The sequence below is a fragment of the Rhodococcus opacus genome (assembly GCF_012396235.1).
In the GTDB taxonomy this organism is placed as follows: domain Bacteria; phylum Actinomycetota; class Actinomycetes; order Mycobacteriales; family Mycobacteriaceae; genus Rhodococcus_F; species Rhodococcus_F opacus.
Window position 1 is genome coordinate 12,319 of sequence record NZ_JAAXPA010000021.1, and the last position, 24,925, is coordinate 37,243.

Annotated in this window: 29 protein-coding genes; 23 read left to right on the top strand and 6 right to left on the bottom strand. The window is 68.0% G+C overall.

Annotated elements, in window-relative coordinates; genetic code table 11:
* Positions 1-24: 24 nt before the first annotated feature.
* From HGB39_RS25040 to HGB39_RS25055, 4 genes are all read left to right on the top strand, one after another.
* Positions 25-441, top strand: coding sequence for a VOC family protein (locus tag HGB39_RS25040; RefSeq protein ID WP_005563897.1), 417 nt, complete (start codon positions 25-27; stop codon positions 439-441).
* Positions 441-1,046, top strand: a complete 606-nt coding sequence (locus HGB39_RS25045) for a YdeI/OmpD-associated family protein (RefSeq protein WP_005563895.1) — start codon at positions 441-443, stop codon at positions 1,044-1,046. Before HGB39_RS25040 ends, HGB39_RS25045 begins: the two co-directional genes overlap by 1 nt.
* Before the next feature lie 50 nt (positions 1,047-1,096).
* Positions 1,097-1,654: a DinB family protein gene (locus HGB39_RS25050; protein ID WP_005563894.1), complete on the top strand. Its 558-nt coding sequence runs from the start codon at positions 1,097-1,099 to the stop codon at positions 1,652-1,654.
* Positions 1,655-1,719: 65 nt separating this feature from the next.
* Positions 1,720-2,976, top strand: a complete 1,257-nt coding sequence (locus HGB39_RS25055) for a serine hydrolase domain-containing protein (RefSeq protein WP_005563892.1) — start codon at positions 1,720-1,722, stop codon at positions 2,974-2,976.
* On the opposite strand, the gene HGB39_RS25060 is transcribed toward HGB39_RS25055, so the two are convergent.
* Positions 2,973-3,368 (bottom strand): SRPBCC family protein, encoded by a 396-nt coding sequence (locus HGB39_RS25060; protein WP_054246630.1) that lies wholly within the window; start codon positions 3,366-3,368, stop codon positions 2,973-2,975. The genes HGB39_RS25055 and HGB39_RS25060 overlap by 4 nt on opposite strands.
* 156 nt (positions 3,369-3,524) lie before the next feature.
* On the opposite strand from HGB39_RS25060, the gene HGB39_RS25065 reads away from it, so the two are divergent.
* From HGB39_RS25065 to HGB39_RS25080, 4 genes are all read left to right on the top strand, one after another.
* Positions 3,525-4,208, top strand: coding sequence for a HemK2/MTQ2 family protein methyltransferase (locus tag HGB39_RS25065; protein WP_005563890.1), 684 nt, complete (start codon positions 3,525-3,527; stop codon positions 4,206-4,208).
* 229 nt (positions 4,209-4,437) lie between these two features.
* Complete coding sequence (locus HGB39_RS25070) at positions 4,438-5,784, top strand: M16 family metallopeptidase (RefSeq protein WP_005563888.1); 1,347 nt, start codon at positions 4,438-4,440, stop codon at positions 5,782-5,784.
* A gap of 35 nt (positions 5,785-5,819) precedes the next feature.
* Positions 5,820-6,926, top strand: a complete 1,107-nt coding sequence (locus HGB39_RS25075; RefSeq protein WP_005563887.1) for an alcohol dehydrogenase catalytic domain-containing protein — start codon at positions 5,820-5,822, stop codon at positions 6,924-6,926.
* 33 nt (positions 6,927-6,959) lie between these two features.
* The gene (locus tag HGB39_RS25080) at positions 6,960-7,277 is read left to right on the top strand and encodes a YdeI/OmpD-associated family protein (protein ID WP_005563885.1); all 318 of its coding nucleotides are present in this window, start codon (positions 6,960-6,962) and stop codon (positions 7,275-7,277) included.
* Positions 7,278-7,299: 22 nt separating this feature from the next.
* Here HGB39_RS25080 and HGB39_RS25085 read toward each other — a convergent pair whose 3' ends face one another.
* On the bottom strand, positions 7,300-7,785 hold the full coding sequence (locus tag HGB39_RS25085; RefSeq protein ID WP_005563883.1) for a MarR family winged helix-turn-helix transcriptional regulator: 486 nt from the start codon (positions 7,783-7,785) through the stop codon (positions 7,300-7,302).
* A gap of 90 nt (positions 7,786-7,875) precedes the next feature.
* On the opposite strand from HGB39_RS25085, the gene HGB39_RS25090 reads away from it, so the two are divergent.
* The 5 genes from HGB39_RS25090 to HGB39_RS25110 all read left to right on the top strand — a co-directional run bounded on the left by HGB39_RS25090 (position 7,876) and on the right by HGB39_RS25110 (position 11,595).
* Complete coding sequence (locus tag HGB39_RS25090; RefSeq protein WP_005563882.1) at positions 7,876-8,493, top strand: TIGR03086 family metal-binding protein; 618 nt, start codon at positions 7,876-7,878, stop codon at positions 8,491-8,493.
* Positions 8,494-8,596: 103 nt separating this feature from the next.
* Positions 8,597-9,355, top strand: coding sequence for a 4-hydroxy-tetrahydrodipicolinate reductase (dapB, locus tag HGB39_RS25095; RefSeq protein ID WP_005261171.1), 759 nt, complete (start codon positions 8,597-8,599; stop codon positions 9,353-9,355).
* Positions 9,352-9,831, top strand: coding sequence for a hypothetical protein (locus HGB39_RS25100; RefSeq protein WP_005563881.1), 480 nt, complete (start codon positions 9,352-9,354; stop codon positions 9,829-9,831). The genes dapB and HGB39_RS25100 overlap by 4 nt, the downstream gene beginning before the upstream one ends.
* A gap of 29 nt (positions 9,832-9,860) precedes the next feature.
* Positions 9,861-10,319: a flavodoxin family protein gene (locus HGB39_RS25105; RefSeq protein WP_005261169.1), complete on the top strand. Its 459-nt coding sequence runs from the start codon at positions 9,861-9,863 to the stop codon at positions 10,317-10,319.
* Between the two features lie 43 nt (positions 10,320-10,362).
* On the top strand, positions 10,363-11,595 hold the full coding sequence (locus tag HGB39_RS25110) for a winged helix-turn-helix domain-containing protein (protein WP_054246632.1): 1,233 nt from the start codon (positions 10,363-10,365) through the stop codon (positions 11,593-11,595).
* Positions 11,596-11,599: 4 nt separating this feature from the next.
* Here the strand turns inward: HGB39_RS25110 and HGB39_RS25115 are convergent, their stop codons facing one another.
* Together HGB39_RS25115 and HGB39_RS25120 are read right to left on the bottom strand one after the other, a co-directional pair.
* Positions 11,600-12,034: an SRPBCC family protein gene (locus HGB39_RS25115; protein ID WP_005261167.1), complete on the bottom strand. Its 435-nt coding sequence runs from the start codon at positions 12,032-12,034 to the stop codon at positions 11,600-11,602.
* 102 nt (positions 12,035-12,136) lie between these two features.
* The gene (locus HGB39_RS25120) at positions 12,137-12,613 is read right to left on the bottom strand and encodes a toxin-antitoxin system HicB family antitoxin (protein ID WP_005561148.1); all 477 of its coding nucleotides are present in this window, start codon (positions 12,611-12,613) and stop codon (positions 12,137-12,139) included.
* Positions 12,614-13,013: 400 nt separating this feature from the next.
* On the opposite strand from HGB39_RS25120, the gene thyX reads away from it, so the two are divergent.
* From thyX to HGB39_RS25150, 6 genes are all read left to right on the top strand, one after another.
* Positions 13,014-13,766: an FAD-dependent thymidylate synthase gene (gene thyX, locus HGB39_RS25125; RefSeq protein WP_005261165.1), complete on the top strand. Its 753-nt coding sequence runs from the start codon at positions 13,014-13,016 to the stop codon at positions 13,764-13,766.
* 43 nt (positions 13,767-13,809) lie between these two features.
* Positions 13,810-14,718: a 4-hydroxy-tetrahydrodipicolinate synthase gene (gene dapA, locus HGB39_RS25130; protein WP_005261164.1), complete on the top strand. Its 909-nt coding sequence runs from the start codon at positions 13,810-13,812 to the stop codon at positions 14,716-14,718.
* Positions 14,715-16,721, top strand: a complete 2,007-nt coding sequence (locus tag HGB39_RS25135) for a ribonuclease J (protein ID WP_043787119.1) — start codon at positions 14,715-14,717, stop codon at positions 16,719-16,721. The genes dapA and HGB39_RS25135 overlap by 4 nt, the downstream gene beginning before the upstream one ends.
* A 25-nt stretch (positions 16,722-16,746) precedes the next feature.
* A complete protein-coding gene (locus HGB39_RS25140; protein WP_005261160.1) occupies positions 16,747-17,370 on the top strand; it encodes a TIGR03085 family metal-binding protein in 624 nt (207 codons plus the stop codon).
* Positions 17,371-17,450: 80 nt separating this feature from the next.
* Positions 17,451-20,081: a DNA translocase FtsK gene (locus HGB39_RS25145; protein ID WP_054246634.1), complete on the top strand. Its 2,631-nt coding sequence runs from the start codon at positions 17,451-17,453 to the stop codon at positions 20,079-20,081.
* A 209-nt stretch (positions 20,082-20,290) separates the two neighbouring features.
* Positions 20,291-21,274 carry a TerC family protein gene (locus HGB39_RS25150; RefSeq protein ID WP_007296384.1) on the top strand — a complete coding sequence of 328 codons (984 nt, stop codon included), beginning with the start codon at positions 20,291-20,293 and terminating at the stop codon, positions 21,272-21,274.
* A gap of 43 nt (positions 21,275-21,317) precedes the next feature.
* Here the strand turns inward: HGB39_RS25150 and HGB39_RS25155 are convergent, their stop codons facing one another.
* On the bottom strand, positions 21,318-21,602 hold the full coding sequence (locus HGB39_RS25155; RefSeq protein ID WP_005240736.1) for a YciI family protein: 285 nt from the start codon (positions 21,600-21,602) through the stop codon (positions 21,318-21,320).
* A 73-nt stretch (positions 21,603-21,675) separates the two neighbouring features.
* A complete protein-coding gene (locus HGB39_RS25160) occupies positions 21,676-22,200 on the bottom strand; it encodes an amino-acid N-acetyltransferase (protein WP_005240737.1) in 525 nt (174 codons plus the stop codon).
* A gap of 117 nt (positions 22,201-22,317) precedes the next feature.
* Here HGB39_RS25160 and pgsA point away from each other — a divergent pair, with 117 nt between their 5' ends.
* From pgsA to HGB39_RS25180, 4 genes are all read left to right on the top strand, one after another.
* The gene (gene pgsA, locus HGB39_RS25165; RefSeq protein WP_005561141.1) at positions 22,318-22,980 is read left to right on the top strand and encodes a CDP-diacylglycerol--glycerol-3-phosphate 3-phosphatidyltransferase; all 663 of its coding nucleotides are present in this window, start codon (positions 22,318-22,320) and stop codon (positions 22,978-22,980) included.
* Positions 22,977-23,477 carry a CinA family protein gene (locus HGB39_RS25170; protein ID WP_005261153.1) on the top strand — a complete coding sequence of 167 codons (501 nt, stop codon included), beginning with the start codon at positions 22,977-22,979 and terminating at the stop codon, positions 23,475-23,477. Before pgsA ends, HGB39_RS25170 begins: the two co-directional genes overlap by 4 nt.
* A gap of 71 nt (positions 23,478-23,548) precedes the next feature.
* On the top strand, positions 23,549-23,935 hold the full coding sequence (locus HGB39_RS25175; protein WP_007296380.1) for a helix-turn-helix domain-containing protein: 387 nt from the start codon (positions 23,549-23,551) through the stop codon (positions 23,933-23,935).
* Positions 23,936-24,092: 157 nt separating this feature from the next.
* A complete protein-coding gene (locus tag HGB39_RS25180; protein WP_005563813.1) occupies positions 24,093-24,920 on the top strand; it encodes a PspA/IM30 family protein in 828 nt (275 codons plus the stop codon).
* Positions 24,921-24,925 lie beyond the last annotated feature (5 nt).

A 24,925-nucleotide genomic window follows, 5' to 3' on the forward strand; every position in this document is an offset into this window, starting at 1 on the left:
ACCGACCGAGGAAGGGAACCACCCATGTTGCGAGGACTCACCACCGTCAACTTCTACGCCGACGACCTCACCGCCGCCCAGGCCTGGTACACCGAACTGCTCGGAATCGAGCCGTATTTCGTGCGCTCGGTGGCGGGGGCACCCGCCTACATCGAATTCCGGATCGGCTACTACCAGCACGAACTTGGCATCATCGACAGCCGATTCGCGACGCCCGACCGGTCACGCGAAGCCGAGAACACGATGACCTACTGGCACGTCGACGATCTGGAGGCGACCGTCGAGCGGCTGCTGTCCCTGGGCGCCACCCTGCACGGAGAGCCGATCGAACACGGGCCGGGATTCGTCACCGCATCCGTGGCCGACCCGTTCGGGAACATCCTCGGCGTCATGTTCAACCAGCACTACCTGGACATTCTGGCTGCGAAGGCAGGCGCGTGATGGACACCCACGACGTGAACACCGTCGTCGCTCGCACGACCGCGCAATGGCGTGCCTGGCTTTCGGAGAACTGCCGGACCGAGACAGAGGTCTGGCTGATCATCCACCACAAGAACAGCGGAACGCCGAGCGTGCGCTACCACGAGGCGATCGAGCAGGCCCTGTGCTTCGGGTGGATCGACGGCCTGCACCGCAGACGGGACGCCGACAGTTCTCAACTGCGCTTCACGCCGCGCACCCCGCGCAGCACCTGGAGCCGGGTGAACCGGCGGCGCGTGGCGGACATGATCGAGCAGGGACTGATGACCGAGCACGGTTACGCCGCCATCGATCTGGCCAAGGCCAAGGGGACCTGGGAGAACACGGCGAACGGGGACAGCTCGGTCGTCCCCGGCGATCTGCGGGCAGCGTTCGGGCGAAACGACGCTGCACGCGCGAACTTCGACAAGTTTCCGCCGTCTTCGACACGGCTGATCCTGGAATGGATAGCGTCAGCCAGGAAGCCGGACACGAGGCAGCGGCGGATCGAGCGGACGGTCGCGCTGGCGGCGATGAACCTCCGGGCACATCATCCGGGGGTCCGGGTCCCGGACGGTGTGCGGTAGCCGTCTCGAGATCGACGTCCGATCGGCGACAAGGAGAGGGGAGTCAGGACATGGACTGGCCGCACGAACTTGCCGATCAGCTCAGCTGGCACTGGCAGCATCAGTTGCGTCCCCGGCTGGAGGGGTTGACCGACGAGGAGTATTTCTGGGAACCCGCGACCGATGGCTGGAGTGTGCGCCCGCGCGGCGAGTCGCAGGCGCCGGTCCAGGCCGGGAGTGGCGCGTTCACCATCGACTTCGCCTTCCCCGAACCGGACCCGCCACCGGTCACCACCATCGCGTGGCGGCTCGGGCATGTGATCGTCGGCGTCTTCGGTGTGCGCATCGCCAGTCACTTCGGCGGGCTGCCCGTCGACTATCAGACGTTCGAGTACGCCGGCACCGCGGCCGAGGCGCTCGCGCAACTCGACGAGAACTATGCGGCCTGGTCTGCGGGTGTCCGGAACCTCGGAGTCGAGGGGTTCGCCCGGCCGTGCGGCCCCAGCGAGGGACCGTTCGCGGATTATCCGATGGCGGCGCTGGTGTTGCACATCAACCGGGAGGTCATCCATCACGGCGCCGAGGTGGCGCTGCTCCGCGATCTCTATCTGCGCCGGCCGGTAATCTGACCGGAATCCTGGCCCGCTCCACGGTTTTCACATCCAGTGGCCGCCCGCATCTGCCAAGCTCGGGTATGACACCGAACCGGCGGGTTCTCCTGTTGACGTGCGTCCTCGCTCTCCTGGCCGCGTGCACGTCGAACACCTCGTCCTCCGATTCTTCCTCCTCGGACACGAGCAACGGTTCTGCCGTCTCGTCGGCCGACCCGGCGCAGGCCGATGCGGTGATGAAGATCGTGCGCGACACCATGGCGGAGAGCCACCTGAAGGCGGTGATCGTGCGTGTCACGGTCGACGGCAAGGAGATCGTCACCCAGGCGCTCGGGGAGTCGATGACCGGGGTGCCCGCCACCACCGACATGCACTTCCGCAACGGAGCCGTCGCCATCTCCTACGTCTCCACGTTGCTGCTCCAGCTCGTCGACGAGAAGAAGGTGAGCCTCGACGACACGGTGTCGAAGTGGCTGCCCGACATTCCGCACGCCGACCGCGTGACGCTCCGTCAGCTCGCCCAGATGACCTCGGGCTACGTCGACTACGTCATCGGCAACACCGAATTCGCCGAGGCCCTCTACGCGGCACCGTTCCGCAGCTGGACGCCTGAGGAACTCCTGGCGTTCGCGACGTCGAAGCCGCTTCTCTACGAACCCGGGACCAACTGGAACTACGCCCACACCAACTACGTCATCCTCGGGTTGGCCCTCGAGAAGATCACCGGTCAGCCGATGACGGAACTCATGCAGGACAAGGTGCTCGGTCCGCTCGGCCTCGACGACACCACGGACCCGGGGACGGCGGCGATCACCGAACCCGTCCTGCACGCGTTCTCGTCCGAGCGGCGCGAGGCCCTGCAGATCCCGCCCGGTGCGCCGTTCTACGAGGAATCCACGTACTGGAACCCGTCCTGGACCATCACCCACGGAGCCATCCAGACCACGAACATCTACGACCTCCACGACACGGCCGTCGCCATCGGCACGGGCGAACTTCTCTCGTCCGAGTCCTATGAGGCCATGGTGTCGACCGACCTGCGCGGCAAGACGACCACCCTGCCCGGCTGCACCACGTGCTTTCCGCAATCGGAGGACTACACCTACGGGCTCGGACTGCCGATCGTGGGCAACTGGCTGATGCAGAATCCGCTGTTCAGCGGATCCGCGGCGGTGGAGGCCTATCTGCCCTCGCAGAAGATCGCCGTCGCCGTCGCCGTCACCTACGAGCCGGCCGCCTTCGACGACACGGGGGCCTACAAGAACGAGGCCGACAGGCTGTTCCGGAAGATCGGCGCTCAACTCGCTCCGGACGACGCGCCGCCGATGGCCGTCGGCTAGCGTTCGCCCGCGACGCGGGCGAGTCGACGGACGAGAGTTCGCACCACCGGGCCGTAGGTGGCGGCGAGCACCGAGTCGAGGGGGCCGGGAGCGGACGTGGTCATCGTGATCCGCGAGCCGGCACCGTGGGCCTCGACGGCGTGATCGAGCGTCATCGGTCCCACCCGCCAGGCCCAGGAACGGCCCGGTGTCTTGGCCGAGATCGACGCGGGAACAGGCACGATCCAGAGCAGTCGCGCCGCTCCACGCCGGCCGGCCTGAACCTCGGGGGACCCGAGACCCCACGCGCCGCGCAGGTGCGGCGCCCACTCGGACCAGCGCGAGGGCCGAGCGACGAGGGCCCACGCGACGCCCACCGCGGCGTCGGAATCAGCTGAGAAGGAATGCGGCACTGCGAACGAATACCCGTTTTCGACCCCGGCAGACACCGCAGACGCGGCTCGGGGAGGGGTCGGACGTGAACACCGGGTGAATTGGCCCGTGTCGAGTTGCATGTAACTCGGGGTGCTGGCCACGCTTGTGGGGAACGGCGAGGGAGGGAGCCGATCATGCTCGTTCGTCTGCCCGGGGTGTATCGCCCCCAGCGTGACACCTGGCTGCTCGCCGAGGTGCTGGCGGCCCGAGATCTCGGACCGGGCACCCGTGTGCTCGATATCTGCTGTGGCACAGGGGTGTTGAGCGTCGAGGCGTGTGCTGCGGGGGCGGGGTGGGTGACTGCGGTCGACGTGTCGCGCCGGGCCGCGATCAGTACCTGGCTCAACGCCAAACTGAACCGCCGGACGATCCGCGTCGTGCGGGGCGACCTGGTGGACTCCGTCCGGACCCTTCGCTTCGACGTGGTCGTGGCCAATCCGCCCTACGCGCCGGCGACGGACGACGGCAGGCCGGGCCGGATACTCGCGCGGGCCTGGGATGCCGGCGTCGACGGGCGGGCCGTGCTCGATCGGATCTGCAGCGAAACCCCCGACCTTCTCGCTCCCGGCGGTACCCTGCTCCTCGTCCAGTCGACGCTCAACGGGGTGGACAAGACACGGGCGATGCTGGAGGAACGGGGACTTCGGGTGGACGTGGTCGCGTCGGAGGACGTGCCGTTCGGTCCCGCCCTCTCGTCCCGCGCGAGGATGCTGGAGGCGAGGGAGATGATCCGGCCGGGCCAGCGCACCGAGCGCATCGCGGTGCTGACGGCGACCGACCTCCGGTCCGGCGACGCCCCACGCCGACCCGGACTCTGACTGCGCCGTCGAACTGTTCTCGCCACGGCGCGCTGGTGAGTGGTTCGAGTGCCTCGCCGCAACCCGGGACACGATGCCCAGGATGTTGTTCGCGCTGTGGCCGTCCTCGGGAACAGCGACTGATCGGGTTCGCAACCACATCGTCGACGCTGGTGAACGACGGCTGGATGCCGCGTGTAAAGTTTGCCGTTCGACGACGCCCAGCTTTCGAGGACTGCTGAACCACTACATGGCCAAGATCGATCGCAGCCGCACTGCCGCACTGACCCAAGCGCCGACCCTCCACGAGCCGGATGGCGGCGTCCGGCGCACCGTGCTCCCCGGCGGACTCCGGGTGGTCACCGAATACGTTCCCGGTGTCCGATCCGCGTCCGTGGGCGTCTGGGTGGGTGTCGGATCACGCGACGAGCAGCCCACGGTAGCCGGGGCCGCGCACTTCCTCGAGCACCTCCTGTTCAAGGCCACGCCGTCGCGCAGCGCCCTCGACATCGCGCAGGTGATGGATGGCGTCGGCGGCGAGCTCAACGCGTTCACGTCCAAGGAACACACCTGTTTCTACGCGCACGTGCTCGACGACGACCTGCCCCTCGCCATCGATCTCGTCAGCGACGTCGTCCTGCGGGGTCGTTGCCGGTCCGCCGACGTCGACGTGGAACGCCAGGTGGTCCTCGAAGAGATCTCGATGCGCGACGACGACCCGGAAGACCTCCTCGGCGACGCGTTCCTGACCGCGCTGTACGGCGACCATCCCGTCGGCAGGCCCGTCATCGGCAGCGTCGAATCGATCGAATCGATGACCCGCACCCAACTCCACTCGTTCCACGTGCGGCGCTACACGCCGCCGCGCATGGTGGTGGCCGTCGCCGGCAACGTGGAGCACGAACCGACGGTCGAGCTGGTCCGGCGCGCGTTCGCCGGGCACCTCGAATCGGCGTCCGAACCTGCCCCCCGACGCGCAGGCACCCTGCGCCTGCGGACGGAGCCGACACTCAGCCTGACCAACAGGGACAGCGAACAGGTCCACCTCTCCCTCGGGGTGCGCGCGTTCGGGCGGCACGAGTCGCACCGCTGGGCGCTGTCGGTGCTCAACGCCGCGGTCGGTGGCGGACTCAGTTCCCGGCTCTTCCAGGAAGTGCGGGAGATCCGGGGCCTCGCGTATTCCGTGTACTCGGGCATCGACACGTTCTCCGACACGGGTGCGTTCTCGATCTACGCCGGGTGCCAGCCCGAGAACCTCGGTGAGGTCACCACGGTGATCCGGGAGGTGCTGTCGAACGTGGCCGCCGAAGGCATCACCGACGCCGAGTGCGCCCGCGCCAAGGGATCGCTGCGGGGCGGACTGGTTCTGGGACTGGAGGATTCGGGTTCCCGGATGCATCGCATCGGTCGCAGCGAGCTCAACTACGGCAATCACCGCAGCATCACCGAAACCTTGAGCAAGATCGACGCGGTCACTACCGACGAGGTGCGCGACGTCGCGCGAGTTCTGCTGCAGCGCCCGTTCGGTGCCGCCGTCGTCGGACCGTATCGTCGCAAGCGTGACCTGCCGGCCTCGGTGCGCGGCATCGTCCGGTAACGAGGATTCGCCGACAACAAGAGGAGAAGCCCGAGATGAAGATCCGTGGAGCGGTACTCGAGGAGATCGGGAGAACGCGCCCGTTCGCCGAGTCGGCACCGATCTCGATCTCCGAACTCGACCTCGACCCGCCCGGCGAGGGCGAGATCCTCGTCCGGATCGAAGCGGCGGGCCTGTGCCATTCCGACCTGTCCGTCGTCGACGGGAACCGGGTGCGCCCGGTCCCGATGCTGCTCGGGCACGAGGCCGCGGGGCGGATCACCCAGCTCGGAGCCGGGGTCGACGACGTCGCGGTCGGACAGCGTGTGGTCATGACGTTCCTTCCTCGCTGCGGTGAGTGTGAGGGCTGCGCCACCGACGGCCGCATGCCGTGCGTGCCGGGGACCAGTGCGAACAACGACGGCACCCTGCTCGACGGGGGAGCGCGACTGCACCGCGGCGGCGATGCCGTGCACCACCACCTCGGGGTGTCCGGATTCGCGACGCACGCGGTGGTCAACCGCCGCTCGGTCGTTCCCGTCGGCGACGACGTCCCCGCCGATGTGGCGGCCGTGCTCGGATGCGCGGTCCTCACCGGCGGCGGTGCCGTCCTCAACGCGGGCGATCCGCAACCCGGCCAGGCCGTGATGGTCGTCGGGCTCGGTGGAGTGGGGATGGCCGCGATCCTGACGGCGGTCTCCCGGGGTGCCGGCGAGGTGATCGGCGTCGACGCCGTACCCGAGAAACTGCAGACCGCACGCGAACTCGGCGCGACGGCCGTCTACACCCCGGCGGAGCTGGAGGAAGCCGGGGTCCGGGCGTCCATCGTCATCGAGGCCGCGGGGAACGCGCGCGCATTCGAATCGGCTGTTCGCGCAACCGCTCCCGGTGGCAAGACGATCACCGTCGGCTTGCCGTCGCCCGACGCGCGGTCGTCGATCTCCCCGCTCATCCTGGTGGCCGAGGCCCGCACGATCATCGGCAGCTACCTCGGGTCGGCGGTGCCGTCCCGGGACATCCCGATCTACGAGGACCTCTGGCGCGCCGGGAAGCTTCCCGTGGAGAATCTCATCTCCTCCCGCATCACCCTCGACGACATCAACCGCGGCATGGACGAACTCGCCGACGGCAGGGCGATCCGGCAGATCATCGTGTTCGACTGAACCGGCGGGCCGGTCGCGGGCAGAATTCTGCCCATGAGGTTCCGCACCACCATCGAGCTGGGCGGCAAGACCGCGACCGGTTTCCGGATCCCCGAGAACCGGGCAGGTGCGGGGGTCGCGGCAGGCGACGAGGTGGACGTCGACGTCGAGCTCGACACCGAACCCAGGTTCGTCACGGTTCCGCCCGACTTCGCCGAGGCGCTCGGCCGGCAGCCGGACGCGCGAAAGGCGTTCGACGCACTGTCGTACAGCAACCAGCGCCGGCACCTGCTGTCGGTCGAGGGGGCCAAGACGGACGAGACGCGGCAGCGCCGGATCGGTAAGGCCGTGGACGCGCTGCGGCACGGCTGAAGGGGAGCCGGCGCGAACTCCGTCAGGTGGAGTCGCCCGGGCGCCCGGTGACGTCTTCGACCGGCAGTGCCGACAGCGCGATCAGGGCGGACACGAAACCCTCGCGGTCGCGCTCCGGCAACCTGGCCAAGAGCCGCTCCTCGCCCTGCCGGATCGCCGCCTGCGCCGAGTCGCGCACGTCGTGCCCGTCCGGGGTCAGCGACAGCAGGCGGGCTCGGCGGTCCGCGGGATCGCGCTGACGGTCGATCAGGCCACGGTCCTGCAGGTCGTCGAGCACGCCGATGATCCGGGTCTTGTCGGCGCCGATTGCCTCCGCCAGCGCGGCCTGGGTGCGCAGCGGGTGCTCGTCGAGTGCCAGGAGCACGACGTATCCCCACATGGTCAGCCCGTGCTCCGCGAGCACGGGGAGTTCCGCCGCCACCAGCGAGCGGTTCAGGGCGGTCGTCATCGCCGCGAGATCGGGGCGGGTGCGTTCGTGCTGTCCGTGCGTCGGGTCGCGGCTGGGCATACCGCAGAAAATACACCTTGACCGATCATCTACCGAGGTAGATGATAAGCGAACGCGTATCAAATCGATTCGAGTGACGAGGTGTCGACGATGGATGTGGACGAGGTCCGGCGCTGGGATATCCGCGCCGTGCAATCGAGTGTGGAGTTCGTGTCGCAGGTGACGCGCGACGATCTGAAGCGCGCGACACCGCGTGCGCAGTGGACTCTCGGGGAACTGCTGGACCACATGACCGTGCAGCACCGGGGATTCGCCGCAGCGGCAGCGGGCGGAGGTCCCGACCCGTCGAACTGGCGGCCGCACGCGTCGGCGGATCCCGTCGCCGCGTACCGCTCGGCGGCCGACACCGTCATCGAGGCCTTCGCCCGGGACGGCGTCGGGGAGCGGCAGTTCTGGTTGCCGGAGATCAGCACCGAGTTCCCGTTCCCCGCAGCCATCGCCGTCGGGTTCCACTTCCTCGACTACGTGGTCCATTCGTGGGACGTCGCCCGGTCGCTCGGGCTCGACTTCGCGCCCGAATCCGGCATGGTGGCCGCGGTTCTCCCGATCGCACGACTCGTCCCGGACGGGGCGGACCGGTTGCGCGAGGGGGCCGCGTTCGCGCCCGGCCTGCCGACCGACCCCGACGCCGCCGATTTCGGTGCGGTGCTGTCGCTGCTCGGCCGATCACCGCACTGGCACCCCGAGTACGAGGCCGGCCGCGTCTGACGGCGAGACGTAGGTCTCCCGCCCCGCCCCTGCGCACCGGCCGGCACCCGTCGGTTGCGTAGGCTTTCGGGCGAATCGTTGTGACTGGACGGAGCGTGGAGAAGTGAGCGCAGCAGCACCCATCAAGGTCGGGGTTCTCGGAGCGAAGGGCAAGGTCGGCCGAGCGATCTGCGAGGCGGTGGAGCAGGCACCGGACCTCGAACTCGTCGCGGAGGTCGATCACGGCGACCGGCTGGAGACATTCGTCGAGGCCGGCACGCAGGTCGTCGTCGACTTCACTCACCCGGACGTGGTGATGGACAACCTGAAGTTCCTCGTGTCCAACGGTATTCACGCGGTCGTGGGCACGACGGGATTCGACGACGCCCGGCTCGACACGGTGCGGTCGTGGGTGTCGGAGCGGCCCGAGGTCGGTGTGCTCATCGCCCCGAACTTCGCGATCGGTGCCGTCCTCTCCATGCGCTTCGCCGAGGCGGCAGCACGATTCTTCGATTCCGTCGAGGTCATCGAGTTGCATCACCCCAACAAGGCGGACGCGCCGTCCGGCACCGCCTACCGGACCGCCGCCCTCATCTCGGAGGCACGCCGCAAGGCGGGCGTCGGACCGAGCCCCGACGCCACGACCACCGAACTGGACGGTGCGCGCGGCGCCGACGTGGACGGCGTGCGGGTGCATTCCGTGCGGCTGGCAGGGCTCGTCGCCCATCAGGAGGTCATCCTCGGCACACAGGGGGAGACGCTGACCATCCGGCACGATTCGATCGACCGCAATTCCTTCGCCCCCGGCGTCCTGCTCGGGGTGCGGGAGATCGGCTCCCGTCCCGGCCTGACCGTCGGTATCGACCCCCTTCTCGACCTGTGAAGGACGGCTCGACCAAGACCGTCGTCACGATCGGACTGCTGGTCGCGGCGCTGGTGTTCTACTTCGTCCTTCTCGGCCGACGCGGGATCGAGCTGATCCAGGCCGGCGGAGCGGCCGCGATCGGCCTGGGTGTCGGCGTCCTGATCCTGCCGTTCCTGGGCGCCTGGATCGTCTACGCCACGCTGCGTGCCGGATTCCAGCATCAGCATCTGTCCCGCCGCATCGCCGACGAGGGGCTCGAACTGGACGTCAGCGATCTGCCGAAGCGCCCCTCGGGCCGCATCGACCGGGACGCCGCGGACGCACTGTTCCGGCAGGTCAAATCCGAATGGGAAGCAGAACCGGACAATTGGCGGAACTCGTACCGCCTCGCCCGCGCCTACGACTACGCCGGCGACCGCGGCAGGGCCCGGGAGACGATGAAACGGGCCGTGGAACTCGAACGCGTCGAACGGGAAGGCGAGCCCGGCCGATAGGAAGCGGGCCCGGTCGTACGCTGACGACTGTGAAGTCACTACTCGTCGTCCACCACACGCCGTCGCCGGTGACCCGTGAGTGCCTCGAAGCCGTGCTGAAAGGCGCGCGGGACCCCGACATCGACGGGGTCGACGTGAAGTCGATTCCCGCTCTCGGCGCGACCGTGCCCGACGTCCTGGCAGCCGATGGGTTCTTGTTCGGGACGTCCGCCAACTTCGGCTACATGTCCGGTGCGCTGAAGCACTTCTTCGACACCGTCTACTACCCGTGCCTCGACGCGGTCGCGGGCCGCCCCTACGGGCTCTGGGTGCACGGCAACAACGACACCGCCGGGGCCGTGAAATCGGTGCAGAAGATCGTGACCGGGCTGGCGCTCACCCAGGTGGCCGAGATCCTGGAACTGACCGGATCGCTCGACGCGAGCGCGCGGGAGCGGTGCTACGAACTCGGTGCGACGGTCGCCGTGACGCTGGCCGAGGACGTCTGACGTCGCGGTGGAACGTGTCGGTGGTTGATGGCAGGCTGCGGGCATGCGTGAGATGACCGCTGCCGCGGCCCGGAGATCGGCGCTCTGGGCGCAGGGGTTCGCCGACCGGAAACCGGCCGGGGCGCCGACGCGCCGGCACGTCCGTTCGGTTCTCGACCGGGTACGGCTGTTCCAGATCGACTCGGTGTCGGTGGCCGTGCGCGCCCACTACGTCCCGCTGTTCAGCCGCCTCGGCGTCTACGACCGCGGGCTGGTCGATTCGGCGGCGTGGTCACATTCGGCCCGCGCACCCCGGATGCTGGCGGAGTACTGGGCGCACGAGGCGGCGTTCATCCCCGTGGAGGACTGGCCGCTGATGCGCTGGCGGATGCACCGGTACCGGCACGGTCGCTGGTCCGGCGAATCCCGCGTACTCGACCGCAATCCCACGCTCGCCGCCGACGTGCTCGACGTGATCGGCGCCGTCGGTGCGTGCAGCGCGAGCGATGTGGAGAAACACCTCGAGGTCGACCGGCCGGACCGCAAGGGCCCGTGGTGGGATCGCAGCGACACCAAAGTGGTGTGCGAGCAACTGTTCGCGTCCGGCGCGCTGGCGGTGGACAAGCGGGTCGCCTTCACCCGTCACTACGACCTGAGCGAACGTGTGCTGCCGAAAGCGATACTCGCCGAGGAAGTCTCGGAGGAGGATGCCGTCCGTGGCCTCGTGCAGCGGTCCGCGCGGGCCCTCGGTGTGGCCACCGAACCCGATCTTCGTGACTACTACCGACTGTCGCCGGCGCAGACCGCCTCGGCCATCGAGGAACTCGTCGAGGACGGGGTGCTCGAACGGGTGGGGGTCCGCGGCTGGGATGCGCCGGCATTCGTCCACCGCGACGTCCGGGTTCCCCGGAAGGTGGAGGGGGCGGCGCTGTTGTGCCCGTTCGATCCGCTGGTCTTCTGCCGTCCGCGGACCGAGCGGATATTCGACTTCCGGTACCGCCTCGAGATCTACACCCCCGCGCACAAACGTGTCCACGGGTACTACGTCTTTCCGTTCCTGCTGAACGGTGAACTGGTCGCGAGGGTCGATCTCAAGGCCGACCGCGCGTCGGGAACGCTCGAGGTGCGATCCGCGTTCGTGGAACCCGACCGGAATCCGGGGTGTGTGGTGGAGGCGTTGCTCCCGGAACTGCGAAGAATGGCAACGTGGTTGGGTCTGGACGACATCCGGGTGGACGATCGCGGCAACCTCGGTGCCCTCCTCGCGGCCGCGGCGGCGCGGCCGCGAGGAGAGTGAGGAACTACAGGCTCTCGACGAACTTCGTCAGGCCCTTGCTCGCCGTCTCGAGTGCCGTCTTCTGAGCCTTCTTCACGAGGAACCCGGGCAGCGGAATCTTCGGGTCGACCGTCAACTCGAACGTGACCTTGGTGCCTGCGCCGGACTCGGTGAGGACGTACGAGCCGTCCTGGGCGTTCTGCTGGCCGCTCTCGACGAGGTGCCATGACACGGTGTCGTCGCCCTCGAACGTGTAGTCGACGACCTGCTCGTCGTTGATCCCGAGGATGGAGACGCTCATTCGGACACGATGGGGGCGGCCGTCGTCGTGTGTGCTCTCGATGGTGACCGACTTGTGGGCCGAGGACCACTCGGGCAGGCGATCCACCGCAGCGATCGCGGCCATCACCGTGGCCGGATCGGCCTTGATCTCGAATTCCTTGACGCCGGAAACGGCCATGTTCTTCGCTCCTTCGAGCCCGTGGCGACTCTCACCGTGTGGCTGATGCGACGTAATTACATCACCGCCGCCGACGGAGGCGTGGAGTGAGTGCGCCGGTGCTCAGAAATTGTCTCTCCCGTTGCGGCGCATCTGGTCCTTGAGTGCGCCCTGGACCGCCTGCGACACCCAGGAATTGAGCGACACCCCGTTCTGGGAGGCGGCTTCCTCGGCCTTCGACTTGATCTGATCCATCAGACGCAGAGTGACGCGGCTGATGTCACCGGTGACGTCATCGAAGGCGGCACCGAGGTCCTCGGCTGTCGTGGTTCCTTCCCCCTCCGGTCCGGGCGCGGTGGGGGTGCGATGCACGTCGACCGCCACCTCGTTGCCGTCCAGTCGCACACCGACGGTGCGATTGCCGAGTTCGGACGTCACCTCACCTGCAAAATCGGTGAGCGCCGAGAGCAGGAGCAGCCGGGCGGCGGGTTCGACCGCGGCGGCGAGCGCCGCTGCCGTCGCCCGCGTCTGCTCGTCGCCGAGTGCGGCTGCTGCGTTCAGGTCGTCTCGCAGCCGGGAGACGTAGATGCCGAGGTCCATGACGCCAGCATGGCGTCATTGGTGACGTCAGTCAAGTTGGCGTGACTTCAGTTGGGCGATGTCGCCCTGCCGCGGGTTGTGCCGGACTCTCGGCGACCGACGGTCCCGCTGCGAGCGGTCCGGCGAACGCCGGGGGAGCGGCCCCGAGAACCGCTGTCCCGAGAACTGCGATCACGACGGCGCGTGCGCGGCCTGTCCGGTACTGCACAGGAAGTCTCCCCACGAATCTGCGGTGTCACCGAAAGTGTGGGCGAGACGAGACTGACACGCGCGGGTGAACACACGGCAACCAGGCCGCTGCCGGAACGGGGCACGCCGAGACCCCGATCACCGCTGCGACTAGGGTCGATGCATTCAGGAGGGACTCCCGACCAGGGAGTTCGGTAGGAGGAACAGCGCAGTGCCGCAGACCGTGCCGCTCAGGGTGCAACTCGTCGCGAAGACGGAGTTCTTTCCGCCGGCGGACATTCCGTGGGAGACCGACGCCGACGGCGGCGAAGCGCTGGCGGAGTTCGCGGGCCGGGCGTGCTACCAGAGCTGGTCCAAGCCCAACCCCCGCACCGCAACCAACGCCGGATATCTGCGCCATCTGCTCGAGGTCGGGCACGAGTCGGTCCTCGAACACGGCACCGTCAGCTTCTACATCACCGGCATCTCCCGGTCCTGCACCCACGAGTTGATCCGGCACCGCCACTTCTCCTACTCGCAGCTGTCGCAGCGCTTCGTACGCGAGAACGACGGCAATGTCGTCGTTCCGCCCGCGATCGCCGGCGACCCCGAACTCGAGGAACTCTTCGCGAAGGCCACCGACGCGAGTCGGGCGGCGTACGGCGAACTCCTCGAGGCCCTCGAAGCGAAACTGGCGGACACCTCCAGCGTGCCGCTGCGCAACAAGCAGGCGAGGCAGGCCGCGAGGGCCGTCCTGCCCAACGCTACGGAGACCCGCGTGGTGGTCACCGGCAATTACCGGGCGTGGCGGCACTTCGTCTCGATGCGGGCCACCGAGCACGCCGACGTGGAGATTCGCCGCGTCGCGGTCGAGTGCCTGAGGCAGCTGCAGGCGGCCGCGCCGAATGTCTTCGGCGACTTCGAGGTACTGGACTGGGGCGACGGCACGGAGGTGGCGCGGAGCACGTTTTCCGCCGACGCGTGACTGGTGTGCAAAAGTACCTGGGTCACCGGGTAGCCTTCTGACCATGACCTACGGTGATTCCGCTTCTCCCGTCGAGCGTCCGTTCGGCACCGTGTCCACAGCGATGGTGACGCCGTTCACCTCGGACGGAAAGCTGGACGTCGACGCCGGTGTCCGCCTCGCGGCGTACCTCGTCGACAACGGATGCGACTCCCTCGTCCTCGCCGGTACGACCGGTGAGTCGCCGACGACCACCGAGAACGAGAAGCTCGAGCTGCTCCGGGCAGTGATCGACGCGGTGGGCAACCGCGCGAAGATCATCGCCGGCGCAGGCAGCAACGACACCGCGCACAGCGTCGAACTCGCCCGTGACGCCGCCCGCGCGGGCGCGCAGGGCCTCCTCGTCGTCACCCCCTACTACTCGCGTCCGCCGCAGGCCGGACTGTTCGCGCATTTCACCGCCGTCGCCAACGCCACCGACCTTCCGGTCATGCTCTACGACATTCCACCCCGCTCCGTGGTCCCCATCGAGACGGAGACCATCCGGCGCCTCGCCGAGAACCCGCGCATCGTCGCGGTCAAGGACGCCAAGGGCGACCTCAACGCGGGCGCCGAGCTGATCGGCACCACAGACCTCCAGTTCTACTCGGGTGACGATCCGCTCAATCTGCCGTGGCTGTCGGTGGGCGCGACGGGATTCGTCAGCGTCATCGGGCACCTCGTGCCCGGCCGGTTGCGCGAACTGCACACGGCATTCGCGGCCGGTGACATCGCCCGCGCCCGCGCGATCAACCTCAGCCTGATCCCGGTCATCCGCTCGGTGGCGCGTCTCGGCGGCGTCAGCGCGTCGAAGGCGGGTCTGCGCCTGATCGGCCTGGACGTCGGCGAACCCCGGTTGCCGCAGGTGGCGCCCACCCACGATCAACTCGACCTCCTGGCCGCCGATCTGCACGCTGCGGGGGTGCTCGCGTGACCCGACCGCCTCGTCGTCGCAGCGCCAGCCGTCAGGCCGGTCCCCCTTCTCCCACCGCGAGCGAGCCGACCAAGGCGGCGCCCGTGGCCGCCGAGCCGCCGAAGTCGGCGCCGGTCGTCGCCGAGCCGCCGAAGTCGGCGCCCGTCGTCGCAGACCAGCCGTCGGCTCCGAAGTCAGCGCAGGCGAAGTCCGCGCCCGTGAAGACCTCCTCCACGAAGGGCGGCGCCGCCAACAAGTCGTCGTCCCGGTCCGGCAGGCGCGGCGGCGGCAACAAGCGTCAGGACGCCCGGCCGGCTTCGGTCGATCCGACGGCCCGGCTCGGCGCCCCGCCGAAGGCTCCGTTCAAGGGTCTGCGGGTGGTGGCGCTCGGCGGTATCGGCGAGATCGGTCGCAACATGACCGTCTTCGAGCACCAGGGCAAGCTGCTCATCGTCGACTGCGGTGTGCTGTTCCCGGAAGACCAGCAGCCGGGTGTCGACCTGATCCTCCCGGACTTCCGGCACATCGAGGACCGGATGGACGACGTCGAGGCCGTGGTCCTCACGCACGGCCACGAGGACCACATCGGCGCCATCCCGTTCCTGCTGCGCCTGCGGCCGGATCTGCCCGTGGTGGGTTCGCGGTTCACGCTTGCACTCGTCGCGGCCAAGTGCCGTGAGCACCGCCAGCGCCCCAACCTCGTCGAGGTCGTCGAGGGGCAGCGCACCGATCACGGTCCGTTCGAGTGCGAATACTTCGCCGTCAACCACTCGATCCCCGACGCCATCGCCGTCGCGATCCGGACCGACGCCGGAGTCGTGCTGCACACCGGTGACATCAAGCTCGACCAGCTGCCGCTCGACGGCAGGCTCACCGACCTCGCCGGCTTCTCCCGTCTCGGCGACGAGGGTGTCGACCTGTTCCTCGTCGACTCCACCAACGCCGAAGTGCCAGGCTTCGTCACCCCCGAACGTGAGATCGGGGGAGTGCTCGACAACGTGATCGGCAAGGCGAAGCAGCGCGTGATCGTGGCGTCCTTCGCCAGCCACGTGCACCGCATCCAGCAGGTGGTCGACGTCGCCCACCGGTACAACCGGCGGGTCGCGTTCGTGGGCCGGTCGATGGTCCGCAACATGCAGATCGCGCAGGATCTCGGATATCTGAGCGTGCCGGACGGCCTGGTGGTCGACATCGACACCGCGGCCAACCTGCCCGACGACCGGCTCGTCCTGATCTCCACCGGCTCGCAGGGTGAACCGCTGTCGGCGTTGTCGCGGATGGCCCGCGGTGAGCACCGGCAGATCAACATCCGGGCCAACGACCTCGTCGTGCTGGCGTCCTCGCTGATCCCCGGCAACGAGAACTCCGTGTTCGCCGTCGTCAATGGACTCGCCAAGCGCGGCGCCACCGTCGTCACCCAGCAGAGCGCGAAGGTGCACGTCTCCGGCCACGCGTCGGCGGGCGAGCTCCTGTACCTGTACAACGCGGTCCGGCCCACCAACGCCATGCCGGTCCACGGCGAATGGCGTCACCTGCGCGCCAACGCCGCCCTCGCGAAGGCCACCGGCGTGCCGGAGGACCGGATCGTGCTCGCCGAGGACGGGGTGGTGGTCGACATGGTCGACGGTCTCGCCGAGATCGTCGGGCAGGTTCCCGTCGGACACGTCTACGTCGACGGACTGTCCGTCGGCGACGTCGGCGACTCCACGCTGTCGGACCGGCTGGTCCTCGGCGAGGGCGGGTTCATCGCCATCAACGTCGTCATCGACGACCACACAGGACGCGCGGTCAGCACCCCCGAGGTGTCCGGACGCGGATTCTCCGACGACCCCACGGCCCTCAAGGACGCGGCGCAGCTGGTCGAGGCGGAACTCCTGCGCCTGGCCACCGAGGGCATCAACGACGCCCACCGCATTGCCCAGGCGATCCGGCGCGTCGTCGGCAAATGGGTGGCGGACAAGTACCGTCGCCGGCCGATGATCGTCCCGACCGTCATCGCGGTTCCGTCGGCCGAGGGCAAGTAGTTCTCCGGCAGGTAGATTCGGACGGGTGACCTTCGCCCGAGATGAACGCCTCGCCCTCGTCGACTCGATGGCCGAATTCGGTCCCGACGCCCCGACCCTCTGCGGGACGTGGACCAACCGGGACCTGGCCGCCCACCTGATCGTGCGCGAACGACGCCTCGACGCTGCCCCCGGCATCGTCGTGGGTCGGCTCGCCGGCTACACGGAGCGCGTCCAGAACGACACGGCGACGCGTCCGTGGAGCCGACTGCTGGACGAGGTCCGGTCGGGTCCGCCGATGTGGTCGCCGATGTACTGGGTGGACGCACAGGTGAACCTGGGGGAGATGTTCGTCCACCACGAGGATGTGCGCCGCGCCCACGACGGCTGGGAGCCGCGGGTCCTGCCCGACGAGCGCCAGGACGCGCTGTGGGGTCTCGCACGCAAGGTCGGAAAGCTCGGCTACCGGCACGCCCCGGTGACGGTCGTGCTCGAGCGGCCGTCCGGGGAGCAGGCCACCGTCCGCAAGGCCGGTGCCGGCCGGGTGATCCTGCGCGGCGAACCGTCGGAACTCGCCCTGCACGCGTTCGGCCGGGACCAGGTGCGCATCGAGACCGACGGTGAGGCTGCCGACATCGACGCCGTGACCTCCCTCGACCGGGGGTTCTGAGGGCATTTCACCGCAGGTCTCGCCGTGTTACGGGTGTTGCGGATGGTCCGGAAGGTGCCGTAGCGACTAATCTGAGAGCCATGGCAGGTAAGGCGAGCGCCCGCGGTTCGAGCACGACGACGTCCACGGCGAGGACGGGCGTGCGAGGCGGCTCGACCACGTCCAAGCCCAAGTCCCGCACGACCCGGACGGTCAGTACTCCGCGTAAGTCCACCTCGCCGCGCGGCGGCAGCTCCCGCGGCGGCGCCCGGAGGCCCGCCGCGAAGAAGTCGTCCGCGTCCGGCCCCCTCAAGTCGGTGGGCCGGGGGATCGGTGCCGGCTGGTCGCTGATGGCCAAGGGCGTCGGGGCCACCACCCGCACCGTCGGCAAGGCTGCCGAGATCGAACAGGGTCACCGGCGCGACGGCATCGCGCTCGGGTTGATCGCGATCAGCGTCGTGGTCGCCGGCGGAATCTGGTTCTCCGCGGGCGGTCCGGTGGGCGAGTGGATCGAGACCGGAGTCCGTGCCGTGTTCGGTGGGGCGTCCGGCGTCCTGCCCCTGATCGGTGTCGCCGTCGCGGTGATCCTGATGAGGACCGAGCCGAAACCCGAGATCCGGCCGAGGCTGGTCCTGGGGTCGCTGCTGGTCGGTCTGCCCGCTCTCGGTCTCTGGCACATCGCGACCGGTTCGCCTACCGACGCCGAGGGCAGGGCACGCGGCGCCGGTTTCGTCGGGTACGCGGCGGGAGGTCCACTGACGGACGGCCTGACCGTGTGGCTCGCCGCGCCGCTGTTGCTGATGGCGGCACTGTTCGGTGTCCTGTTGCTGACCGGAACCACGGTCCGCGAGGTGCCCGGCAAGCTGCAGTCGTACTTCGGGACGTCGTTCGGCCGCGACCACTACGCCGACTACGACAGCGAGTACTACGAGGACGGCGAATACGACCCCACACTGTTCGACGCCGACGGCTACCCGGTCGACGACTACAAGACCGGGTCTCGGGGTGCACCGGCCGACAACTATCCCACCGACGAGTACGACGTCAGCGATACCGCGAAGACGGAGGTGCTCGGTCTGTGGGAGACCGAGCCCGCCACGGAACCCGTGCCGGCGCCGGCGCCGGCGCCGAAACCGGCGCGTGCCAAGGCCAAGCCGGTCGTCGCCCCCAAGCCGGAACCCGAACCGGAACCGCTGCCCGACGTCGACAAGTTCGTGACCGACCGGGTCGTCGAGGGCGACTACACGCTGCCCCCGACGTCGCTGCTCATCGAGGGCGATCCGCCGAAGAAGCGCAGTTCCGCCAACGACGCGATGATCGAGGCCATCACCGAGGTCCTCGAGCAGTTCAAGATCGACGCGGCCGTCACCGGATTCACCCGCGGCCCGACCGTCACCCGCTACGAGGTGGAACTCGGACCGGGCGTGAAGGTGGAGAAGATCACCGCGCTCGCCCGCAACATCGCGTACGCCGTCGCCACCGACAACGTCCGCCTGCTGGCACCGATCCCCGGCAAGTCCGCGGTCGGCATCGAGGTCCCCAACTCCGACCGCGAGATGGTGCGCCTCGCCGACGTGCTCACGGCCCCGAGCACCCGCAAGGACCACCACCCGCTGGTGATCGGTCTCGGCAAGGACATCGAGGGCAACTTCGTCAGCGCCAACCTCGCGAAGATGCCGCACCTGCTCGTGGCGGGTTCCACCGGTTCCGGTAAGTCGAGCTTCGTGAACTCGATGCTGGTGTCGCTGCTGTCCCGTGCGACACCCGACGAAGTGCGGATGATCCTCATCGACCCCAAGATGGTGGAGTTGACGCCCTACGAGGGCATACCGCACCTCATCACGCCGATCATCACCCAGCCGAAGAAGGCCGCAGCCGCGCTGGCCTGGCTGGTGGAGGAGATGGAACAGCGCTACCAGGACATGCAGGCCAACCGCGTGCGCCACATCGACGACTTCAATGCCAAGGTGAAGTCGGGGGAGATCACCGCGCCGCTCGGCAGCGAACGGGTCTACCGGCCGTACCCGTACATCCTCGCCATCGTCGACGAACTCGCGGACCTCATGATGACCGCGCCGCGTGACGTCGAGGACGCGATCGTGCGGATCACCCAGAAGGCGCGCGCCGCCGGTATCCACCTCGTGCTGGCCACACAGAGGCCGTCGGTGGATGTCGTGACCGGTCTGATCAAGACCAACGTGCCGTCACGGCTCGCCTTCGCGACGTCGTCGCTGACCGACTCGCGGGTCATCCTGGACCAGCCCGGCGCCGAGAAGCTGATCGGTATGGGTGACGGGCTGTTCCTGCCGATGGGCGCAGGCAAGCCGACACGCCTGCAGGGTGCGTTCATCACCGACGAGGAGATCTCCGCGGTCGTCGATTTCAGCAAGAACCAGGCGGAGCCGGAGTACACCGACGGCGTCACCGCCGCCAAGGTCGGGGAGAAGAAGGACGTCGATCCCGACATCGGCGACGACATGGACGTGCTGTTGCAGGCGGTTGAACTCGTCGTCTCCAGCCAGTTCGGGTCCACGTCGATGCTGCAGCGCAAACTGCGTGTCGGGTTCGCGAAGGCAGGCCGCCTGATGGACTTGATGGAGACCAGGGGAGTGGTGGGTCCCAGCGAGGGCTCGAAAGCCCGTGAGGTGCTCATCAAGCCCGAGGAACTCGACGGTCTGCTGTGGTCGATCCGCGGCGGCGATCCGAACGAGGCCCCGTCCGACCAGGAGTAACCCCCGTGCGCGTGTCCGAAATGGGCGATTCTCGCGCAGTGTGGTTGAATGGTCACCGAATTGGAGGGGAGTATCCCCACCTCTGTGACTGCATCGTCAACACGATCGGCACCATTGCCGATCCGGTGCTGTCAGTCGCGCGGACAAGAGGTTCCGGCGCGGCGGGAGAGACCTCCGGTACCCGCTAGGTCTACCGGAGGTCTGTGTTCATGCATGTGTCACCGCTGGTCTGGGTCATCACCTGTGTGGTGATTCTCGGACTGTTTGTCTTCGACTTCTTCGCGCACGTGCGCACCCCGCACGCCCCCACCTTCCGTGAGTCGGCGTTCTGGTCGTCGGTCTACATCGGTGTCGCGATCCTGTTCGGCCTGGTCGTGATGTGGTTGTGGGGAAGTCAGTACGGCGGCGAGTATTTCGCCGGTTACGTCACCGAGAAGGCGTTGTCGGTCGACAACCTCTTCGTGTTCGTCATCATCATGGGAACATTCGCGGTGCCGCGGGAGTACCAGCAGAAGGTATTGCTGATCGGCATCGTGATGGCACTGGTGATGCGCGGCATCTTCATCGGGGTCGGTGCCGCGGCGATCAACGCCTACAGCTGGGTGTTCTACCTGTTCGGTGCGTTCCTCATCTACACCGCGTACACGCTGGTACGTGATCACGGGCACGAGAAGGAGGTGGAGGAGGAGCGCGACAGCAAGATCGTCGCCGTCGCGAAGAAGATCCTCCCCACCACGGACACCTACGACGGCGACAAGCTCGTCACGCGGATCAACGGCAAGCGCGTCGTGACGCCGCTACTGCTCGCGCTGGTCGCCATCGGCTTCACCGACGTGCTGTTCGCACTCGACTCGATTCCCGCGATCTACGGACTCACCCAGGAGCCGTACCTGGTCTTCACGGCCAACGCGTTCGCGTTGATGGGTCTGCGTCAGTTGTACTTCCTCATCGGCGGCCTGCTGGACCGCCTGGTGTACCTGTCGTACGGCCTGTCGATCATTCTCGCGTTCATCGGTGTCAAGCTCGTGCTGCACGCCCTGCACGAGAACACGCTGGGCTTCATCAACGGCGGCGAGCACGTGGCCGTACCGGAGGTGTCCACGGTGTTCTCGCTCGCCGTCATCATCGGTGTGCTGGCAGTGACCACCGTCGCCAGCCTTCTCAAGACGCGGAACACGACGCCGGTGAAGTAGGTCCGCCGGACGTCGTGCTCGAGGGTGTCCGGTGCTCGGCGAGTCAGGAACTGAATTCGCCGAGTACCGGAACCCATTCCACGATCCGCGAGGCCGCCACGAGTCCGTTGCGGGCGAACGGGTCGTGGGTGAAGAGCAGTTCCACGGTCTCCGCGTCGGCGGCGTCGACGATGATGAATGCGCCGCTGCCGTCGGCGAACGGGCCGGACGACACGACGGTCTTCCGCTCGGCGAGCTCACCGAGCCACTCGCGGTGGGCGGGGCGATGCTCGTCGCGTCCTGCGACGGTGTCGGCCGAATACGTGTACTCCACTACGAACAGGGACATGTTCTCGCTCTCTCGGGACGGGTTCGTCGAACAAAAATGGGATCAGGGCACTTCTGTCTCACGCACTGGGATTTCAGAGGGTGAGAAGCATTCGGGTATTGCCGAGGGTGTTCGGCTTGACGTAGCTCAGATCGAGGAATTCGGCGACACCGGTGTCGTACGAGCGGCACATCTCGGCGTAGACCTCGGCGGTCACGGGTGTGCCGTCGATTTCGACGAATCCGTGCTTGCCGAAGAAGTCGACCTCGAACGTGAGAACGAAGAGACGCTCGAGTTCGAGTTCCCGCGCGACCTCGATCAACTTGGCCACCACGTGGTGTCCCGCACCCTGGCCCTTGGCCGACGGATCGACCGCGATCGTGCGTACCTCGCCGAGGTCGGCCCAGAGCACGTGCATTGCGCCACAACCGATCACGTTGCCGTCGCGTTCGGCCACCCAGAACTCCTGGACGGATTCGTACAGGGTCACGAGGTTCTTCTCGAGCAGGATCTTGCCGGAGTAGATGTCGATCAGGCGCTTGATCTCGGGAACGTCGGAGGTTCGTGCTCGCCGCACGATCAGCTGATTGTCGGCGGTGTCCGGCGTCCGAGAAGTCATGTCGTGAACATTAGCCAACGGCCGTACCGATATTCTTAGGCACGTGCCGGTACGACCTACGATTCCTCCCCACTCCCCGCTGCGTCCCGGGGTGCAGTTCTCCGCTGCGGTGCTCCGATGAGCACGCAGCGCGAGGATTGGACGGCCGCCGGCCAACCGGCGGCCCCGGACCCGTCGGTGGAGCCTGCGAGTGAGACGGCCGTACCTCTTCTGAACATCGCGAACATCCTGACGATTCTCCGGATCCTGCTGGTTCCGGTCTTCCTGGTCGTGCTGTTCGTCGGCGACGGACACTCGACGACGTGGCGCCTGATCGCCACCGGCGTGTTCGCCGTCGCGGCCATCACCGACCGGATCGACGGGCAACTCGCCCGCAAGTACGGCCTCGTCACCGATTTCGGCAAACTCGCCGATCCCATCGCGGACAAGGCGCTGATCGGAGCGGCCCTCGTGGGGCTGTCGATCCTCGGAGACCTGCCCTGGTGGGTGACGGTGGTGATCGCGGTCCGGGAGCTGGGCATCACGCTGCTCCGATTTGCGGTCCTGCGACACGCCGTCATTCCCGCGGGCCGGGGCGGCAAGCTCAAGACTCTCGTGCAGACGATCGCGATCGGCTACTACCTGCTGCCGCTGCCCGACGGGTTCGAGGTCGCCGGCTGGATTCTGATGGGCGCCGCCGTGCTGCTGACGGTGGTGACCGGGCTGGACTACGTCGTGCAGGCGGTCCGCCTGCGAGCCGGCGTGCACAAGGTCGAGGCGAACGCGGGCACCGGGGCATGACTGACCCACTGGTGGACGGCACGCGGGCCGGTGACCTGGTTGCCGTGCTCACCGACCGCGGCGAGACGGTGGCCACCGCGGAATCGCTCACCGCGGGACTGCTCACCGCGACCATCGCCGGAGTGCCCGGCGCCAGCAACGTGCTCCGCGGCGGGCTCGTCGTCTACGCCACCGACCTGAAGGCCACCCTCGCCGGGGTCGATCCCACCCGACTGGCCGCGGACGGGCCCGTGGCGGCATCCACGGCACGCGCACTCGCGGACGGGGCCCGCGCCCGCTGCGGCGCCGACTGGGGCGTCGGACTGACCGGTGTCGCCGGCCCCGACATGCAGGACGGACACCCGGTCGGCACCGTGTTCCTGAGCATTTCCGGGGCATCCGGAACGGCCGTCCGCGAGCTCGGATTGACCGGGGACCGGTGGCAGATCCGTAAATCTGCGGTTTCCGCCGCCGTGTCGGGACTCCTCGATCGTGTGCAGGAAACATCCGCAGGCTAAGGTCGGGAACCAATCGGTCCTGTTCGCGCGTTGAGATAGGCGAGACAGGTGACGGATGAAGGAGGAGCGAGATGGCGCTGCTATTGCGTGAGGCAATCGGTGACAGTCTTCGGCGTACGCGCGTTTCGCAGAGCCGGACCCTGCGTGAGGTCTCCAACAGTGCTCGTGTGAGCCTCGGATACTTGTCCGAGGTCGAACGAGGGCGCAAGGAAGCCTCGAGTGAGCTCCTGGCGGCGATCTGCGACGCGCTGGAGGTCCCACTCTCCGATGTGCTCGTCGACGTCAGCGAATCGCTGTCCGACGGTTCTTCGGCCAAGCGTGCGGACACCGACCGGCACGCCGTCGAATCCGCGCCCGCCGAGGCTCCCGCCGCGAGCGCACGACCGGGTTCGACGACCATCGCTCGCGACACCCGGGTGGTCATCCCTGCACCCGCGCAGGCGCTGGCTGCCGCGTAGCAACACCCGTGCCGAACCGATAGATTTCAGTTAACCGCCGGTCTCGTTGTCGGCGGGGCAGACAGGCAGTCGGGGCGCAGCCCTTGTTCCGGTGCGTGACGGTCGCGTATCGGGTCGCGCATCGCGCGGCGCAACAGATGGAGGCAGGATCAAACCCATGGCTAATCCTTTCGTCAAGGGATGGAAGTACCTGATGGCGCTCTTCAATTCCAAGATCGATGAGAAGGCTGACCCCAAGGTTCAGATTCAGCAGGCGATCGAGGATGCGCAGCGCCAGCACCAGGCTCTGTCGCAGCAGGCCGCGTCGGTCATCGGCAACCAGCGCCAGCTCGAGATGAAGCTCAGCCGGCAGCTCGACGAGGTGGAGAAGCTCAACGCCAACGCCCGTCAGGCCGTCAACCTGGCCGACCAGGCCCAGGCCGCGGGCGACACCGAGAAGGCTATCCAGTACACCAACGCCGCCGAGGCGTTCGCCGCGCAGCTCGTCACCGCCGAGCAGGGCGTCGAAGACCTCAAGGCGCTGCACGACCAGTCGCTGCAGGCGGCCGCACAGGCGAAGAAGGCCGTGGAGCAGAACGCGATGGCTCTGCAGTCCAAGGTCGCGGAGCGCACCAAGCTGCTCAGCCAGCTCGAGCAGGCCAAGATGCAGGAACGGGTCAGCGAGTCGCTGCGCTCCATGGACAGCACCCTCTCGGCTCCCGGCAACACGCCCAGTCTCGATGCCGTGCGCGACAAGATCGAGCGCCGCTACGCCGACGCCCTCGGTTCCGCCGAGCTGGCACAGAACTCGGTGTCGGGCCGCATGATGGAGGTGCAGCAGGCGAGCATCCAGATGGCCGGACACAGCAGGCTCGAGCAGATCCGGGCCTCGATGAAGGGCGACGCCCTGCCGTCCGGCGGTGCCGCCAACGCGCCCGCGACCCCGGCAGCAAACCCGAACCTCGACAAGCAGCCGCCGGCAGCGGGCCAGGCCGGCACTGCGTAGTAGCC